This window comes from Streptomyces sp. NPDC001851, assembly GCF_040297165.1.
GTDB lineage: Bacteria > Actinomycetota > Actinomycetes > Streptomycetales > Streptomycetaceae > Streptomyces.
The window spans coordinates 88,711-104,657 of sequence record NZ_JBEOYR010000033.1 but is presented as its reverse complement, the minus strand read 5'-3'; the positions used below and the strand labels follow the sequence as shown (position 1 = coordinate 104,657).

Annotated in this window: 12 protein-coding genes; 6 read left to right on the top strand and 6 right to left on the bottom strand. The window is 74.2% G+C overall.

Going from position 1 to position 15,947, the window contains the following annotated elements; translation table 11 throughout:
* Positions 1-139 precede the first annotated feature (139 nt).
* The 4 genes from ABT171_RS35765 to ABT171_RS35750 all read left to right on the top strand — a co-directional run bounded on the left by ABT171_RS35765 (position 140) and on the right by ABT171_RS35750 (position 5,057).
* Positions 140-550, top strand: a complete 411-nt coding sequence (locus ABT171_RS35765) for a DUF4186 domain-containing protein (RefSeq protein WP_351250574.1) — start codon at positions 140-142, stop codon at positions 548-550.
* Positions 551-663: 113 nt separating this feature from the next.
* On the top strand, positions 664-2,883 hold the full coding sequence (locus tag ABT171_RS35760; protein ID WP_351250573.1) for an NADP-dependent isocitrate dehydrogenase: 2,220 nt from the start codon (positions 664-666) through the stop codon (positions 2,881-2,883).
* A 94-nt stretch (positions 2,884-2,977) separates the two neighbouring features.
* Positions 2,978-3,757: an N-formylglutamate amidohydrolase gene (locus ABT171_RS35755; RefSeq protein ID WP_351250572.1), complete on the top strand. Its 780-nt coding sequence runs from the start codon at positions 2,978-2,980 to the stop codon at positions 3,755-3,757.
* Between the two features lie 79 nt (positions 3,758-3,836).
* On the top strand, positions 3,837-5,057 hold the full coding sequence (locus ABT171_RS35750) for a cytochrome P450 (RefSeq protein WP_351250571.1): 1,221 nt from the start codon (positions 3,837-3,839) through the stop codon (positions 5,055-5,057).
* Positions 5,058-5,062: 5 nt separating this feature from the next.
* Here ABT171_RS35750 and ABT171_RS35745 read toward each other — a convergent pair whose 3' ends face one another.
* Genes ABT171_RS35745 through ABT171_RS35735 form a run of 3 tightly spaced genes read right to left on the bottom strand, consistent with a single transcriptional unit; the run spans position 5,063 to position 7,598 of the window.
* A complete protein-coding gene (locus tag ABT171_RS35745; protein WP_351250570.1) occupies positions 5,063-5,542 on the bottom strand; it encodes a hypothetical protein in 480 nt (159 codons plus the stop codon).
* Positions 5,539-6,177 carry an RNA polymerase sigma factor gene (locus ABT171_RS35740; protein WP_351250569.1) on the bottom strand — a complete coding sequence of 213 codons (639 nt, stop codon included), beginning with the start codon at positions 6,175-6,177 and terminating at the stop codon, positions 5,539-5,541. Before ABT171_RS35740 ends, ABT171_RS35745 begins: the two co-directional genes overlap by 4 nt.
* Complete coding sequence (locus tag ABT171_RS35735; RefSeq protein WP_351250568.1) at positions 6,174-7,598, bottom strand: S8/S53 family peptidase; 1,425 nt, start codon at positions 7,596-7,598, stop codon at positions 6,174-6,176. Before ABT171_RS35735 ends, ABT171_RS35740 begins: the two co-directional genes overlap by 4 nt.
* An 85-nt stretch (positions 7,599-7,683) precedes the next feature.
* Between ABT171_RS35735 and ABT171_RS35730 the strand changes: the two genes are divergently transcribed.
* Entirely contained in the window at positions 7,684-10,287 is a 2,604-nt protein-coding gene (locus ABT171_RS35730; protein ID WP_503077868.1) for a CHAT domain-containing protein, read from the top strand.
* A 7-nt stretch (positions 10,288-10,294) separates the two neighbouring features.
* On the opposite strand, the gene ABT171_RS35725 is transcribed toward ABT171_RS35730, so the two are convergent.
* Positions 10,295-12,004, bottom strand: a complete 1,710-nt coding sequence (locus ABT171_RS35725) for a LuxR family transcriptional regulator AbsR2 (RefSeq protein ID WP_351250566.1) — start codon at positions 12,002-12,004, stop codon at positions 10,295-10,297.
* 94 nt (positions 12,005-12,098) lie between these two features.
* Here ABT171_RS35725 and absR1 point away from each other — a divergent pair, with 94 nt between their 5' ends.
* Positions 12,099-13,190: a beta-glucuronidase AbsR1 gene (gene absR1 / locus ABT171_RS35720; protein ID WP_351250565.1), complete on the top strand. Its 1,092-nt coding sequence runs from the start codon at positions 12,099-12,101 to the stop codon at positions 13,188-13,190.
* Positions 13,191-13,295: 105 nt separating this feature from the next.
* Here the strand turns inward: absR1 and ABT171_RS35715 are convergent, their stop codons facing one another.
* Positions 13,296-14,687 carry an NtaA/DmoA family FMN-dependent monooxygenase gene (locus ABT171_RS35715; RefSeq protein ID WP_351250564.1) on the bottom strand — a complete coding sequence of 464 codons (1,392 nt, stop codon included), beginning with the start codon at positions 14,685-14,687 and terminating at the stop codon, positions 13,296-13,298.
* 26 nt (positions 14,688-14,713) lie between these two features.
* Positions 14,714-15,922: an LLM class flavin-dependent oxidoreductase gene (locus ABT171_RS35710; RefSeq protein WP_351250563.1), complete on the bottom strand. Its 1,209-nt coding sequence runs from the start codon at positions 15,920-15,922 to the stop codon at positions 14,714-14,716.
* Between the last annotated feature and the right edge of the window lie 25 nt (positions 15,923-15,947).

Sequence of the window (15,947 nt, the reverse complement as noted above, 5' to 3'; positions counted from 1 at the left end):
TTGGGGGGCCCCGCGGCCGGGGCCGGGGCCCCGGGCCCCCGCCCCCCCCCCCCCCGGTGCGCTGTGACCGACGTCGTACTCCGCTCAGGGTCCGGGGGCCGGGCCGGTCCTCCCGCACGCACGGCTACGCTCGAAGGACATGACGTCCTCTCCCGATCCCGGCCCGCTCGACCAGCGGCTCGACGCGCTCGCCCGCCAGCCGTTCCGGGCGCGGTTCCACCTGCGCGGGCGGGACCGGGCCACCGCGCAGCTGAAGGGACCGGCGACCCTGCGGTGGCACGCCTACGACCTGATCGCCAGGCGGCTGGCGCCGGCCGAGCCCGCCAAGGACGGCAAGCAGACGCCGTACCGCGGCCACCCGGTCTTCGTCGCCCAGCACGCGACCGCCACCTGCTGCCGCGGCTGCCTGGAGCGCTGGCACGGGATCCCGAAGGGGCGGGAGCTGACCCGGGCCGAGCACGTGTACGTGGTGGACGTGATCTGCCGGTGGATCGAGCGGGAGATGGCGGGCGGGCCCGGAGCCGGTCCCGGCGGCGCCCGCCCGGGCTGATCCCCGGAGGTACCGGCGCGGCGCGATATCCGGCCGGGACCCCTGTCGAGCGGACCCCGATCACGAGATATCTTGATGTCGAGCAATGTTGCAGACGTGGAGCGGAGCACCCGGTGACTGACTCGACCATCATCTACACCTACACAGACGAGGCCCCGGCCCTGGCGACGCATTCGTTCCTGCCGGTGATCCAGGCGTACGCGTCGCAGGCCGGTGTGCCGGTGACCACCCGGGACATCTCGCTGGCCGGACGCATCATCGCCCACTTCCCGGAGTACCTGAACGAGGACCAGCGCATCCCGGACGCGCTGGCCGAGCTGGGTGACCTGGCCAAGACTCCCGAGGCCAACATCGTCAAGCTGCCGAACATCTCGGCGTCCATCCCGCAGCTGCGCGCCGCCGTCGCCGAGCTGCAGGCCAAGGGCTACGCGCTGCCGGACTACCCGGACGACCCGAAGACCGACGAGGAGCGCGAGATCCGCGCCCGCTACGACAAGGTCAAGGGCTCAGCCGTCAACCCGGTCCTGCGTGAGGGCAACTCCGACCGCCGTGCCCCGGCCTCGGTGAAGAACTACGCCAAGACCCACCCGCACCGCATGGGCGCCTGGACCGCCGAGTCCAAGACCAATGTGGCCACGATGGGCGAGAACGACTTCCGCTCCACCGAGAAGTCCGTCGTCATCGCCGAGGACGGCGCGCTGCGGATCGAGCTGGTCGGCCAGGACGGCACCACCACCGTCCTGAAGGAGTCCGTACCGGTCCTCAAGGACGAGGTCGTCGACGCCTCCGTCATGCGCGTCGCCGAGCTGGAGCGGTTCCTCGCCGCACAGGTCGCCCGCGCCAAGCAGGAGGGCGTGCTGTTCTCGGTGCACCTCAAGGCCACGATGATGAAGGTCTCCGACCCGATCGTCTTCGGTCACGTGGTGCGCGCCTTCTTCCCGAAGACGTTCGCGAAGTACGGCGAGACCCTCAAGGCGGCCGGCCTCACCCCGAACGACGGCCTCGGCGGCATCCTGAAGGGCCTGGAGAACCTGCCCGAGGGCGCCGAGATCAAGGCCTCCTTCGACGCCGAGATCGCCGAGGGCCCGGCCCTCGCCATGGTCGACTCCGACAAGGGCATCACCAACCTGCACGTCCCGTCGGACGTCATCGTGGACGCCTCCATGCCGGCGATGATCCGCACCTCCGGCCACATGTGGGGCCCGGACGGCCAGGAGCACGACACCCTCGCCGTCATCCCGGACTCCTCCTACGCCGGTGTCTACCAGGCCGTCATCGAGGACTGCCGGGCCCACGGCGCCTACGACCCGTCCACCATGGGCTCGGTCCCGAACGTCGGCCTGATGGCGCAGAAGGCCGAGGAGTACGGCTCCCACGACAAGACCTTCGAGGTCCCGGCCGCCGGCACGGTCCGCCTGGTCGACCAGGCCGGCAACGTCCTGATCGAGCAGCCGGTCGCCGAGGGCGACATCTTCCGCGCCTGCCAGACCAAGGACGCCCCGATCCGCGACTGGGTCAAGCTGGCCGTCACCCGCGCCCGCGCCACCGGCGACCCGGCGGTGTTCTGGCTGGACGAGAACCGCGCCCACGACGCCAACCTGATCGCCAAGGTCAGGCAGTACCTGCCGGAGCACGACACCGAGGGCCTGGACATCCGGATCCTCGCCCCGGTCGAGGCCGCCAAGCTGTCGGTGGAGCGCATCCGCCGCGGCGAGAACACCATCTCGGTCACCGGCAACGTGCTGCGTGACTACCTGACCGACCTCTTCCCGATCCTGGAGCTGGGCACCAGCGCCAAGATGCTGTCGGTCGTCCCGCTGATGGCGGGCGGCGGCCTGTTCGAGACGGGCGCCGGCGGCAGCGCGCCGAAGCACGTCCAGCAGCTGGTCAAGGAGAACTACCTGCGCTGGGACTCCCTCGGTGAGTTCTTCGCGCTCGTCCCCTCCTTCGAGCAGTACGCAGAGGCCACCGGCAACGCCCGCGCCAAGGTCCTCGCCGACACCCTCGACCGCGCCACGGCGACCTTCCTCAACGAGGACAAGTCCCCGACGCGTCGCGTCGGCGGCATCGACAACCGCGGCAGCCACTTCTACCTGTCCCTGTACTGGGCGCAGGAGCTGGCCAAGCAGACCGACGACGCCGGCCTGGCCAAGGCGTTCGCGCCGCTCGCCGAGACCCTCGCCGCGAACGAGCAGCAGATCGTGGACGAGCTGATCGCGGTCCAGGGCAAGCCGGCCGACATCGGCGGCTACTACCAGGTCGACAAGGCCAAGGCGGACGCGGTCATGCGCCCGTCGGCCACCTGGAACGAGGCCCTGGCGTCCCTGAGCTAGTGCCCGCGGCACCTGAGTGACCCTCCGCCCCGGCCGGCACCCCCGGCCGGGGCGGAGCCGTATCCGCACCGCTGACCACGCCCCGGAGCCGCCCGTGTCCTCGTTCGAACTCCTCGCCGGTGCCCCCGACTCGCCGGTACTGCTGCACGTGCCGCACTCGGCGCGGACGATTCCGGAGGACGTGCGCCGGGGGATCGTGCTGGACGACCGTGCCCTGGGGCGGGAGCTGGACCACATCACGGACGCGCACACCGCGGAGCTGGCCGAGCGCGCCGCGGGCCTGGCCGGAGTCACCCCCTGGCGGTTCGTGAACCGGCTGTCCCGGCTGGTCGTGGACCCGGAGCGGTTCCCGGACGAACGGGAGGAGATGGCAGCCGTCGGCATGGGCGCCGTGTACACGCGGACCACGCACCGCGCCGAGCTGCGGCCCGCGGACACCGATCCCGAGCCGCTGCTGGCGCGCTACTTCCGGCCGTACGCCCGGGCCATGACCGAGGCGGTCGCGGACCGGCTGGCCGCGACCGGCCGGGCGGTGGTGATCGACGTCCACTCCTACCCGACCGAGCCGCTCCCCTACGAGCTGCACGGCACCGGCCCGCGTCCGCCGGTCTGCCTGGGCACGGACCCCTTCCACACCCCGCCGAAGCTGCTCCGAGCGGCCCGGAAGGCGTTCGCGGCCTGCGGGGAGACGGGATTGGACAGCCCGTTCGCCGGGACGTACGTACCGCTGGAGTTCCACGGCACCCAGGCCCGGGTGTCCGCCCTGATGGTGGAGATCCGCAGGGACACCTACATGACCGAGCCGGGCGGCCCGGCGGGGACCGGGCTGGACCGGCTGGCGAACGCCCTGGCCGAACTCATGGACGCCGCGTGAAGCACCCCGCAGGCGCACGGCCCTCCACCTGGACTACTCCCACGAGACACCACCGCGGCCCCGCACCAAGGTGGAGGTCATGACCGAGAACACGCTCACCGGCCAGGCCCCGCCACCTGTCAGGGACTGGCCCGCACTCGACCTGGACGGCACCGACTTCGACCCGGTCCTCGCCGGCCTCATGCGCGAGGGTCCGCTGACCCGGATCCGGCTGCCGTTCGGCGAGGGCTGGGCGTGGCTGGCGACCCGCTACGACGACGTGAAGCTGATCACCAACGACCCGCGGTTCAGCCGCGCCGAGGTGACCCGGCGTCAGATCACCCGGCTCGCACCGAACTTCGCCCCCCGGCCCGGCTCGCTCGCCTGGGCCGACCAGCCCGACCACAACCGGCTGCGCAAGCCGGTGGCCGACGCCTTCACGGTGCGGGCCATGAAGCGGCTGCGGCCCCGCGCGCAGGCGGTCCTGGACGAGCTGGTGGAGGGCGTCGTACGGGACGGCCCGCCGGCCGATCTGGTCGAGCGGGTGCTGGAGCCGTTCCCCCTCGCCGTCGTCAGCGAGGTGATGGGCGTGCCCGCCGCCGACCGGGAGCAGGTGCACGCCTGGACCCGGGAGATCATCTCCACCAACGGGGAGGAAGCGGCCGACCGGGCCAAGACCGGTCTGTACGGCTGGATCAGGTCGGTCCTGCGGTCGCGTGCCCACAGCACCGACGAGGACGTCTACTCGATGCTGGGGCGGGCCGTGTCGGGCGGGGACATCAGCGAGGAGGAGGCCGTCGGGCTGGCCGGTCCGCTGCAGATCGGCGGCGAGGCCGTCACCCACAACTGCGGGCAGATGCTGTATCTCCTGCTGACCCGGCCGGAGCTGATGGAGCGGACGCGCGCGCGCCCCGAGGCGCGCGGTCCCCTGCTGGACGAGCTGTTCCGCTACATCCCGCATCGCAGCACGGTCGGGCTCGCCCGGATCGCACGGGAGGACGTGGAGATCGCCGGCCACCGGATCACCGCGGGCGAGCCGGTCTACGTCTCCTACCTCGCCGCCAACCGCGACCCGGACGTCTTCCCCGACCCGGACCGCATCGACCCCGACCGCGAGCCCAACCCGCATGTGGCGTTCGGCAACGGCCCGCACTTCTGCACCGGCGCGGTGCTGGCCCGGCTGCAGACCGAGCTGCTGGTGGACACGCTGCTGGACCGGCTGCCCGGGCTGCGGCTCGCGGTGCCGGCCGAGCAGGTGCGGTGGCGGCACAGGACGATGATCCGAGGCCCGCGGACGCTGCCCGTGACCTGGTCCCGCTGACCGGTTCAGGCCCGCAGCCACTCCGTGACGATCACCTCACCGCCGGTCCGCAGCCTGAGGGCGAACGGACCGGACGGCGCCGTGCCGCTGCTGAAGCGTCCCCATGTGTCGACCGCGACCGGGCGGGCGGTCTGCGGGCCGCCGAGCACCTCGATGCGGGCCGACCGCGGCGGCAGCACCTGGCCGATCAGCCCGTCGCCGGTGACCTCGACGTCGACGGTGACCTCACCGGCCTGGAACGTCAGCATCCGCGGTGCGTCCGTGACGCCCCTGACCGGCAGCGCGTCGGCGAGCGAGTCGAAGGTCAGCTCGGCGAGCTTCGCGTCCAGGTCGTGCAGGGCGTAGGCGTCCAGGGCCAGTTGGCGCAGGGCGTCCGGGACCGGGTCGAGGACGGCGGCCGCCTGGCGCAGTTCCTCCTCCAGCAGGGAGTCCGCCAACTCCTCGTCCGCCGCGTCCGGTTCCGGGAACCGGTGGTCGTCGTTCACGCCGCACCCCGTGCATCCATCCGGGCCCTCAGCCGGCGCAGACAGCGCTGGCGCAGGGGGCCGATGCTGCCGACCGCGATACCGAGCGCGGCCGAGATCTCCCCGTAGCTGGGCGGCGGGGAGGCCATCAGCACGCGCAGCAGCTGCCGGCAGCGCTCCCCCAGTCCCTCCAGCTCCTGCCACAGGCGGCGGACCCGCTCGGCCCGGTCCGCCTCGTCCTCCGCGTCGATCAACGACTCCTCGGGGGTCCGCCCGTCGCTGGCCCGGTCCAGCACCCGCGGGTCGTCCGTCAGGGTCAGCCGGGTCAGCGCCTTGAGCACCTTCAGGCACTCGTGGCGGGTAGTACTGGCCAGCCAGGAGCCGGCCTTGTCGGGTTCACGGATCCGGCCCAGGTGCTGGGCGAAGCGGAACCACACGGTCTGGTAGACCTCGTGCCCGTCGGCGTCGGAGAGCCGGTGTGCGCGCACCACCGACCACACGAGCGGACTCATCCCTTCCACCAGTGCTTTCCAGGCCGCGGCGTCCCCGTCGACGGCGGACTCGACCAACGCACCGACCTCTGTTCGGTCCACGGTTCCACCCCTCGTGTACGGCACGTCATCGTACGCCGTGGAGCGGAGGGTTCCGGCCCTCATGCGGGCACGGCCGGGGCGACGACGGGGACGGGGCGCCAGGTGGGCGGCCGGAGCGCCGTGACGTGCGCCCCGCGCACCTCGGCGGTGTCCGTGCCGGCCGCGAGCAGGCGGGTGCGCGCGGCGCGCGGGTCGCGCTCCTGGTGCGCCGTCATCTGGGCGGCCACCAGGCCCGCTGCCACGGGGGTGGCGAAGGAGGTGCCGCTCCACTGCGCGAGTCCGTCGAACATCACCTGGTCCGGCTTGGCCCCGGTGTTCTCCCGGCCCTCGCTCAGCACACCGGTGTGGCGCGGGAACCGGCAGGTGCAGGGGTAGTCGAAGCCGAACCGGCAGGCGTCGTAGGTGGAGTGCTGGTAGACGTACGGCACGGGGGTGCCGAATCCGGTGAGGGCGCTGGTGAGGCGCTCGCCCGGGGCGTAGGCCCGTACCCAGGGGCCGTGGTTGCTGAAGCAGGCCGCGCCGTCGCCGTCCGCGCGCAGCGCGCCGACCGACAGCACACTGTCCGCGTACTCGGGCAGGGCGGCGTAGGCGGCGGGCCAGAACGGCGTGTCACTGGCGTTGTTGCCGGCGGCGGCGACCAGCAGGGTGCGCTGCTCGCGCAGTTCGCGCATGAACGCGTCCAGGCCGATCAGGCCGTCGCCGCCCTCGGTGGTGGTGCCGGCCGAGAGGCTGATGATGTCCGGCCAGCCGCCCTGGTCGACCGCCTCGAAGAGCCGGGCGCCGAACTCGGACTCCAGCACGGCCCCGGCGTCGTTCAGGGTGCCCCGGACGGTCACGTCCGTGTTGGGCGCGACGGCCGCGAGGATCCCGGCGATGAACGTGCCGTGGCCGACGTACTGGCGGAGCACGCCGTCGGCGTCGGTCTCGGCCGACTGGACGTCGCCGGCGGTGTGGGCGAGCAGCGGATAGGAGCCGTGGTCGTGCACGAGACCGGTGTCGATCACGAGGACGCCGACGGCGCTGTCCGGGTCGTAACGGCCCTCCGCGGCGGCGGGGTTGGCCGGCTGGGTGCGGGCGACGGGCACCGGCTCGTCGCCGGGGCAGGCGTTGACCGCGATGTGCACCACGTGGTTGCGGCCCACCAGCCGGCGGCCCCGGCGGTCCTCGGCCTCCCGCAGGGCCCGCAGCGCGTGCGGGACGGTGTCGTCGCCGGCGTCCGGGGCGCCGACGCGGATGCGGGTGACGCCGGTGCGGCCCGCCTCCGGGCCGTCCCTGCGGACGTGGTCGGGGACGAGGCCGTCGGTGGCGGTGAAGTGGGCGCGCACGGTGTCCTCGACGACCCGGGCCTCCTCGCCGTCCCGGGCCAGGACGACCCCCTTCTCGTACAGGAAGTGGGCGTCCCGCTCCGGGCCCATGGCCAGGGCCACGTCCGGCAGGGACCGCTGGATGTGCTGGAACTGCTCGTGGAATCGCTGTGGTGCCATGGCGTGTCCTCCCCCTGCAGACGGTGTTCGACAGTGAGAGTCGCGGGGTCACCGTCTGATACAGCAGGCCACTACCATGCGAGACGTGACAGCGGGAAGCGAGTCGGTTCTCGAACTGCTGCCCTTGGTGTTCGCCGACCCGGGCGAGGCCCGGGCGCGCGCGGAACAGGTGCTGGTGGCCGGTCCGCCGCCGCTGCACGCCAGCGTCGCCCACCAGGTGCTCGGCATCTGGCAGCGGGACTTCGGCGATCTGCGGATCGCGCTCCGGCATCTGCGCCGGGCCCGGGACCTGGCGGCGCGCGCCGAGTCGGCCGACCGTGAGGCGGATGTGCTCGCGACGCTCGGGGTCGCACTGGTGCACGCGGGGCGCACGCGGCAGGGGCTCATCTCCTTCGAGCGCGGGGTCGCCCGAGGCAGCGGGCACACCCGGGCCCGGGTGCTGTACCGGCGGGCGTACGTGTGGTGGGTGCTGGGGCATCACCGGGAGGCGCTGGAGGACGTACGGCGGGCGCTGCCGGTGCTGCGGCAGGTGGGCGACGGCATCTGGACCGCGCGGGCGCTGACGCTGCGGGCCACGGTGCACCTGGCGCTGGGTGCGGTGGACCGGGCGGTCGCGGACTTCACGGCGGCGGAGCGGCTGTGGGACACCACCGGCCAGGAGCACGACAAGGCCGACGCGGTGGAGAGCCGGGGCCTGGCCGCGTTCCGGTCCGGGGACGTCCCGGCGGCGCTGCGGCTGCTGGACGAGGCCGAGGAGCGGTACGCGAAACTCGGCACCCCCACCTACATGCTGTCCATCCGGCGCTGCGAGGTGCTGATGGCGGCCGGGCTCGCCCCGGAGGCGCTGGCCGAGGCGGATGCGACGATCGCGCTGCTGGACCGGATCGGCGGGCAGTCCACCCGCAAGGCCGAGCTGCTGCTGGCCGCCGCGCGGGCCGCCCGCTCGGCCGGGGACCCGCACACCGCCGTGGCGCGCGCCGCCGTCGCCGTACGGCTGTTCGCGGCGCAGCGGCGGATGTGGTGGGAGACGCACGCCCGGCTGGTGCTGATCGAGGCGCGGGTGGCGGCCGGGCGCCGCTCGGGGCGGCTGGTCGCGGACGCGGCGGCGGTCGCCGCGAAGCTGGCCTCCTTCGGCTCGCCCGCCGCGCCCGAGGCGTCGCTGCTCGCGGGCCGCATCGCGCTGGCGCTCGGCTGGACGGCGGACGCGGAACGGCATCTGGCGGTGGCCGCGCGCAGCCGGCACGGCGGGCCGCCGCCGGCCCGGATGACGGGCTGGGCGGCGCAGGCGCTGCGGGCACGCGCGGCCGGTTCCCGGCGGGGCGTGCTGGAGGCCTGCCGGCGCGGCCTGGACGTGCTGGACGACCACCGGATGACACTCGGCGCCTCCGAGCTGCGCGCCCACGCCACCGCGCAGGGCGCCGAACTGGCCGCGCTGGCCCAGGAGGCGATCCTCTCCCACGGCACACCGCGCCGGCTGCTGCAGTGGAGCGAGCGCTGGCGGGCGACCGTGCTGGCCGCGCCGCCCACCCGGCCGCCCGCCGACCCGGCGCTGCTCAGCGGTCTGACCGCCTACCGGGAGATCGCGGCCCGCGCCGAGGAGGCCCGGATGGAGGGCCGCCCGGTCCCCGCGCTGGAGCGCGAACAGCGGCGCCTGGAACGGGAGATCCGCTCCCGCACCCGCCACATCCGCGGCGCCGCCCCGCACGAGGGCGACCGTTTCGACGTGGACCGCCTGCTGCACCGGCTCGGCGACGCACGCCTGGTGGAGCTCGCCGTGGTCGACGGCCGGGTGCACGTCCTGCTGTGCGGCCAGGGGCGGGTACGGCGGTTCACCGGCGGCTCGCTGGCCGAGGCGGTGGCCGAGGCCGAGCACGTCCAGGCCGGACTGCGGCGACTCGCCCACCCGGGCGCCGCGGCACGGCTGCCGCTGGTGGAGGCCGCGGGACTGCGCCTGCAGGAGCTGCTGCTGGCCGGCGCGGCGGCACACCTCGGCGCGGGCCCGGTGGTGATCGTCCCGCCCGGGGCGCTGCACCGGGTGCCGTGGGCCCTGCTGCCCGCGCTGCGGGACCGCGTCCTCAGCGTCTCGCCCTCGGCGGGCAGCTGGCTGCGCGCCCGCGAGACCGAGCCGCCGCCGGGCGGCCGGCACGTGCTGGTGCGCGGCCCCGGCCTCGCGACCGGCGGCGCGGAGGTGCCCGAACTGGCCGCCCGCCACGGTACGGCGACGGTCCTGGAGGACGACGCGGCCCAGGTCCCCCGCGTCCTGGAGCACCTGGACGGCGCGGCGCTCGCACACCTCGCGGCCCACGGCACGTTCCGCGCGGACAGCCCCCTCTTCTCGGCCCTGCGCATGGCCGACGGACCGCTGATCGTGCACGACTTCGAACGCCTCGCCCGCAGCCCCTACCGGATCATCCTCTCCAGCTGCGACACGGCCCGTCTGGCCTCCGTGGGCGCCGACGAACTCCTCGGCCTGGTCACCGCGTTGCTGCCGCTGGGCACGGCCGGGGTGGTGGCGAGCAGCGCCCCGGTCAACGACGCGGCCGTCGTCCCCCTGATGCTCGCCCTGCACAAGGGCCTGGACGCGGGCCTGTCCCTGGCCGAAGCGCTCCGGGACGCCCGCGCGACCCTGCCGGAGGACCCGGTGCACCAGGCGACGGGCTGGGCGTTCGCCGCGTTCGGGGCGGCGTGAGAACGCCCTACGCGGACGCGCACAGCAACGGCAACGCTCCCCGGTCACCGGTACCGAGCCGGCTGTACGCGCTGTACAGATGGTTCCCCACGGTCCGCACGGACAGCGTCAGCCGCTCGGCGATCTCCCGATTGCTCAGCCCCGCCGCCGCGAGTGTCACGATCTGCCGCTGCCGGGCCGTGAGTTCGCCGAGCACCAGCCCCGCCAGCGCCGGCGTGCGCGCGCCCTGGCACCGCCGCGCCAGCGCGACCGCCCGGGCACGGGAGACCCGCGCCGCACGCGGATCCCGGTGCACCCGCACCGCCTGCGCACGCGCCTCCGCCGCGAACAACAGGAACCCACGCTCCTCAAGTCCCTCGGCGGCACGATCCAGCGCGGGCCCGTCCCCCCGCGCCAGCGCCTGCGCGTGCCGCGCGAGGACACCGCCCGCCGGCAGCCGCCCGGCAGCCCCCTCCGGCGCACCGAGGCGTACGGCGTCGTACCGGGCATACACGTCCTCGCCACGGTCCTCGCCGAACCCGCTGCCGGCCAGGCGGAGTTCCGCAGCGCATGCGGCATCCTCCGGCGCCTCCCGCAACCCCTCCCGGGCCCAGGCGGCGGCGTCCCGCACCTCGCCCCGCAGCCGGGCGAACCGGGCGCGGACGGCGGCGTAACCGGCCGGCAGCACCGTGCCCTCCGCCACCAGCCACTCCCCCACCGGCGCCGGGACCGGCCGGACGTCCAGCTGCTCGATCCGCCGCAGCAGCAGCCGGCGTTCGGCCTCCAGGGCCGGGCCGTACCCGGCAGGGGCGCCGGCCGCCAGCCGGCGGGCGCGCAGCCGGCCGGTCAGGGCGCGCAGGGCCGGTCCGTGCAGCGGGTGGGCGAGGGTGACGGCGCCCTGGTCGTCGACGTGGACCAGGCCGTCCGCCTCCAGGCTCTCCAGGACGTCCAGGTCGAGGTCGTCCGCGGCCAGCGGCAGCGGCTCGGCGAACGCCAGGCGTTCCAGGGCGGCCCGTTCGCCGGGCGCGGGGCGCTCCAGCACCGGGGCGAGCCGCTCGCGTACGGCCGGGGTGACCGGCAGCGCGCCCCGCCAGGCCCGCTCCTGAGTGCCGGGCACCGGAAGCAGCCGCCCGGCCGGGCCGAGCGCGGCGACCAGGTCGCGCAGCAGCCGCAGGTCGCCGCGGCACATCCGGTGCAGGCGGCGCACGGTGAGCGGTTCGAGACCGGCGGCGGCGAGCAGCTGGGCGACGTCCTCCCGGGGCAGCGGTTCGAGGTCCAGCCGGGGCAGCAGCTCCCCGGTCCACAGCCGGGACACCGCGGCGGGTGCGGACCCGTCGTCCACCGCGGCGACGACGAGCCGGGTACGGCCGTGCACGGCGAGCTGGTGGACGACGGCGGCGGAGGCCTCGTCGAGCAGATGGGCGTCGTCCACGACGAGGAGCCGTGCGCCGGACAGGATGCGCAGCGCGCGCTGCGGCGAGGCGGTGTCGGGCAACAGGTGGGCGAAGGCCGCGAAGGGCAGGCCGCGGGCCTCGGGCGTGCCGGTCACCCGGGTGTGCTCCGTGCCCCGGACGGCCTCCGTGATCAGCCGGGTCTTGCCGTGGCCGGCCGGTGCGGTCACCACGATGCCGGGGCGGCCGGCGGCCGAGGAGGTGCGCACCCGCTCCAGTTCCTCCTCCCGGCCGGTGAACGGCCACGGCGGCCCGGGAGTCTTCGCGTCCTGTTCGTAAGTCCTCACACTGTGGTGAGCGCGCCTACTCACGTCTGATACAGCGGGACTTGAGCATCCTCCGACTCAGGCGCCCGGCGCGGGCGGGCGGCACGCTGGCCGCATGACCCGACGCCTCTGCTCGCTGCCGCGGCAGCCGGACCCGTGCTTCGCCCCGGGGCTGACCGCCGGGCGGCTGGGCGCGCTGCTCGCCGGGCGGCGGATGTGGGTGAACGGCACGGTGCTGCACTACGCCTTCTTCGACGACTCCGACGACTGGGCCGCCTCGGTGATCCCGGTGCCCGGGACCGGGGAGCTGCGCCGGGTGCCGTGGGCCGGCGGCGAGGACCAGCGGGCCATGGTCCGCGAGGCCTTCCGCGAGTGGCAGGGGCTGGGCATCGGCGTCACGTTCGCCGAGGCCGGCGACGTGCGCGAGGCGGAGCTGCGGATCGGGTTCCAGGCCGGCGGCGGTTCCTGGTCGGCGGTGGGGCGGGAGGCGCTGTCGGCCGGCCGCGGCGAGCGCACCATGAACCTGGGCTGGGACGTGACCGGGCCCGGGGAGCGGGGCACGGTCCTGCACCAGGTCGGGCACGTGCTCGGCATGGTGCACGAGCACCAGAGCCCGTACGCCGGGCTGCACTGGGACGACGAGGCCGTGTACGCGGAGCTGGCGGGTCCGCCGAACTTCTGGAGCCGGGAGACGACGTACACGAACGTGCTGCGTGAGCTGGAGGCCGGCGAGGCGAGCTGCTCGGTGTGGGATCCGCAGTCGGTGATGACGTTCCCGTTCGGGCCGGGTCTGGTGCTGGAGCCGGAGCAGTACCGCGGGGGGCTGTCTCCGTCCGGTGCTCCGTCCCCGGCCGACAAGGAGTTCGTGCTGCGCTGGTACCCGCCCGCCGCACCGGCGGGGCCGGCGGTGCTGGTGCCGTTCCGGTCGGCGCCGCTCGGTCTCGGGGCCGGCGAGCAGGCCGACTTCACCGTCGAGCCGCCGGAGACCCGCGACTACACCGTGGGCGCCTTCGGCGACGCCGACACCGTGCTCGTGGTCTTCGAGGAGCGCGACGGGGTGCCGCGCTTCCTCGCGGGGCACGACGACGGCGGCGGCCCGGACAACGCCACCGTGAGGGTCCGGCTCGTCAGGGGCCGGCGCTATGTCGTCCGCGTCCGTCTGTACTCGACATGGGGATCGGGAGAGACAGCGGTCATGTGCTGGTGACGGCACACGGACGGCGGCCAGGGTCCGGCGCCGGGGGGAACGGCCGCGGAGGTCACCCACGGGGGAGGTGACCTCCGCAGCCACGCCGGTGTGGTCAGCGGAGCCTCACGACGCGGCCCGCTCGGACGAGCCGGCCGAGTCGGCGGAGCCGGTGTCCGGGTGGGCGAGGCCGAGGTGGTCGCGCAGGGTCGTGCCCTCGTACTCGGTGCGGTACACGCCCCTTTCCTGGAGCAGGGGTACGACCTTGTCGGCGAACGGGTCGAGACCGCCGGGGGTGATGTGCGGCACGAGGATGAAGCCGTCGGAGGCGTCGGCCTGCACGAACTCGTCGATGGTCCGCGCGACCGTGGCCGGGGAGCCGACGAAGGTCTGCCGGTTGCCGGTGTTGATGACCAGGTCGCGGATGGACCACTTGTTGGCCTCGGCGAGCTGCCGCCACTCGCGGGCGATGGCGACCGGGTCCCGGTACATGCGCACCTGTGCGCGGCCCCGGGAGATGTGGTCCTCGCTCACCACCGGGTCGACGTCGGGCAGCGGGCCCTCCGGGTCGTACGCCGACAGGTCACGGTTCCAGACGAACTCCAGGTGCTTGAGGGCGGTCGCGCCGCTGACCTGCTGCCGGCGCACCTCGCGGGCGAGTTCGGCGGCCTCCTGGTCGGTGTCGCCGAGGACGAAGGTGGCGGCGGGCAGGATGAGCAGCTGGTCGGGCCTGCGGCCGTACGCGGCGAGGCGGGACTTGACGTCCGTGTAGAAGGCCTGGCCCTCCTTCAGGGTCGAGTACCGGCTGAAGATCGCGTCGGCGCTGGACGCGGCGAACTCGCGGCCCTCGTCGGAGTCGCCCGCCTGGAAGATCACCGGGCGGCCCTGCGGGGAGCGCGGGACGTTGAACCGGCCGTGGATGTCGAAGTGCTGCCCCTGGTGCACGAAGGCGCCGGCCCGGGCGTCCGTCAGGAAGGTGCCGGTGCTCTGGTCGGCGAGGATCTCGTCGCCGCGCCAGGAGTCGAAGAGTTCGTTCGCGGTGGCGAGGAACTCCTTGGCGCGGGAGTAGCGCTCCTCCTGGGGCAGGAAGCCGCCGCGGCGGAAGTTCTCGCCGGTGAAGGCGTCCCAGGAGGTGACCACGTTCCATGCGGAGCGGCCGCCGGAGAGGTGGTCGAGGCTGGCGAACTGGCGGGCCACCTCGTACGGCTCGTTGAACGTGGAGTTGATGGTGCCGGTCAGGCCCAGCCGGTCGGTGACGGCGGCCAGCGCGGCGAGCACGGTGAAGGTGTCCGGGCGGCCCACGACATCCAGGTCGTATATCTGCCCGCCCTGTTCCCGCAGCCTGAGCCCCTCGGCGAGGAACAGGAAGTCGAACTTGGCGCGTTCGGCGGTCTGCGCGAAGTGCGCGAAGGAGCTGAACTCGATGTGGCTGCCGGCGGCCGGGTCGCTCCACACGGTGGTGTTGTTGACGCCGGGGAAGTGGGCGGCCAGGTGGATCTGCTTCAGCGGCTTGCTCATGGGGTGTGGTCGTCCTCTCCGGCTGCTCAGGCGTTGGCTGCCGCGTAGCGGTTGGCGGGGCGGGTGAGGCCGAGCAGGCCGCGCAGGGTGTCCGCCTCGTAGGCGTCCCGGAAGCGGCCCCGGCGCTGGAGTTCGGGCACCAGGTCGCGGCTGATGCGGGGCAGGTCGTGGCCGGCGACCGCGGGCCGCAGCCGGAATCCGGTCAGTCCGCCCTCGGCCAACTCCTCCAGCAGATCGGCGAGTTGCTCCGCCGTACCGGCGAAGAACCGGGCGTCGCCGCGGTACGGCTCCCCCGCCCGCGCGTCCAGCCGCTCCCGTCGGTCCTCCGCCTCCGCCCTGCTGTCGCCGAGGAGGACCACGAGGTCAGCGAAGATGTGCAGGGGCTCGGCGGCACGGCCCGCCGCCTGCTGCTCGGCGCGGATCTCGGCGACGATCGCGCGGGCCTGCGCCACGTCGTGCGGGGTGACGTACCCGACGTCGGCCTGGCGGGCCACCAGCCGGTACGGGACGGTCTGGTGTGCGAGGGCGGTGACCAGCGGCTGGCCCTGGGGCGGGCGGGGCGTGATGGAGGGGCCCTTGACGCTGAAGTGGCGGCCCTCGAAGTCGATGTAGTGCAGCTTGTCCCGGTCGATGAAGCGGCCCGTCGCCGCATCCCGGATCTCGGCGTCGTCCTCCCAGCTGTCCCAGAGCCGGCGCACCACTTCCACGTAGTCGGCGGCCTCGTCGAACAGATCGGTGATCACATCGTGCGCCGCCGGGCTGTCGTAGGCCTCGATCCGGCCGATGGTACGGCGGCCGAAGTGGGCGGCCTCGTCGGGCCGGGCGGTGATCTGCACACGCAGGCCCGCGCGGCCGGTGCTGACGTAGTCGAGGGTGGCGATCGCCTTGGAGATGTGGAACGGCTCGGTGTGCGTGGCCACCACGGTCGGCACCAGGCCTATGTGCCGGGTGAGCGGGGCGACGCGGGAGGCGATGAGGACCGCGTCGAGCCGGCCGCGCACCTGGTCGGTGCGTTCGTCGGGCTCGAAGGGGTGCGAGGACTGCGGGCCGAGGCCGTCCTCGATGGTGACGAAGTCGAGCAGGCCGCGTTCGGCCTCGGCGACCAGGCCGGCCCAGTAGCCGGCGGTGAACAGTTCCCGGGGGCGGGCGACCGGCTCGCGCCAGGAGGCGGGGTGCCAGCCGGTGCCGTCCAGGGCGACGGCAAGGTGCAGGTGGGACGGCGAAGTTGAGGACACGGCGGTGCCTTCCTTGATGTCCGTG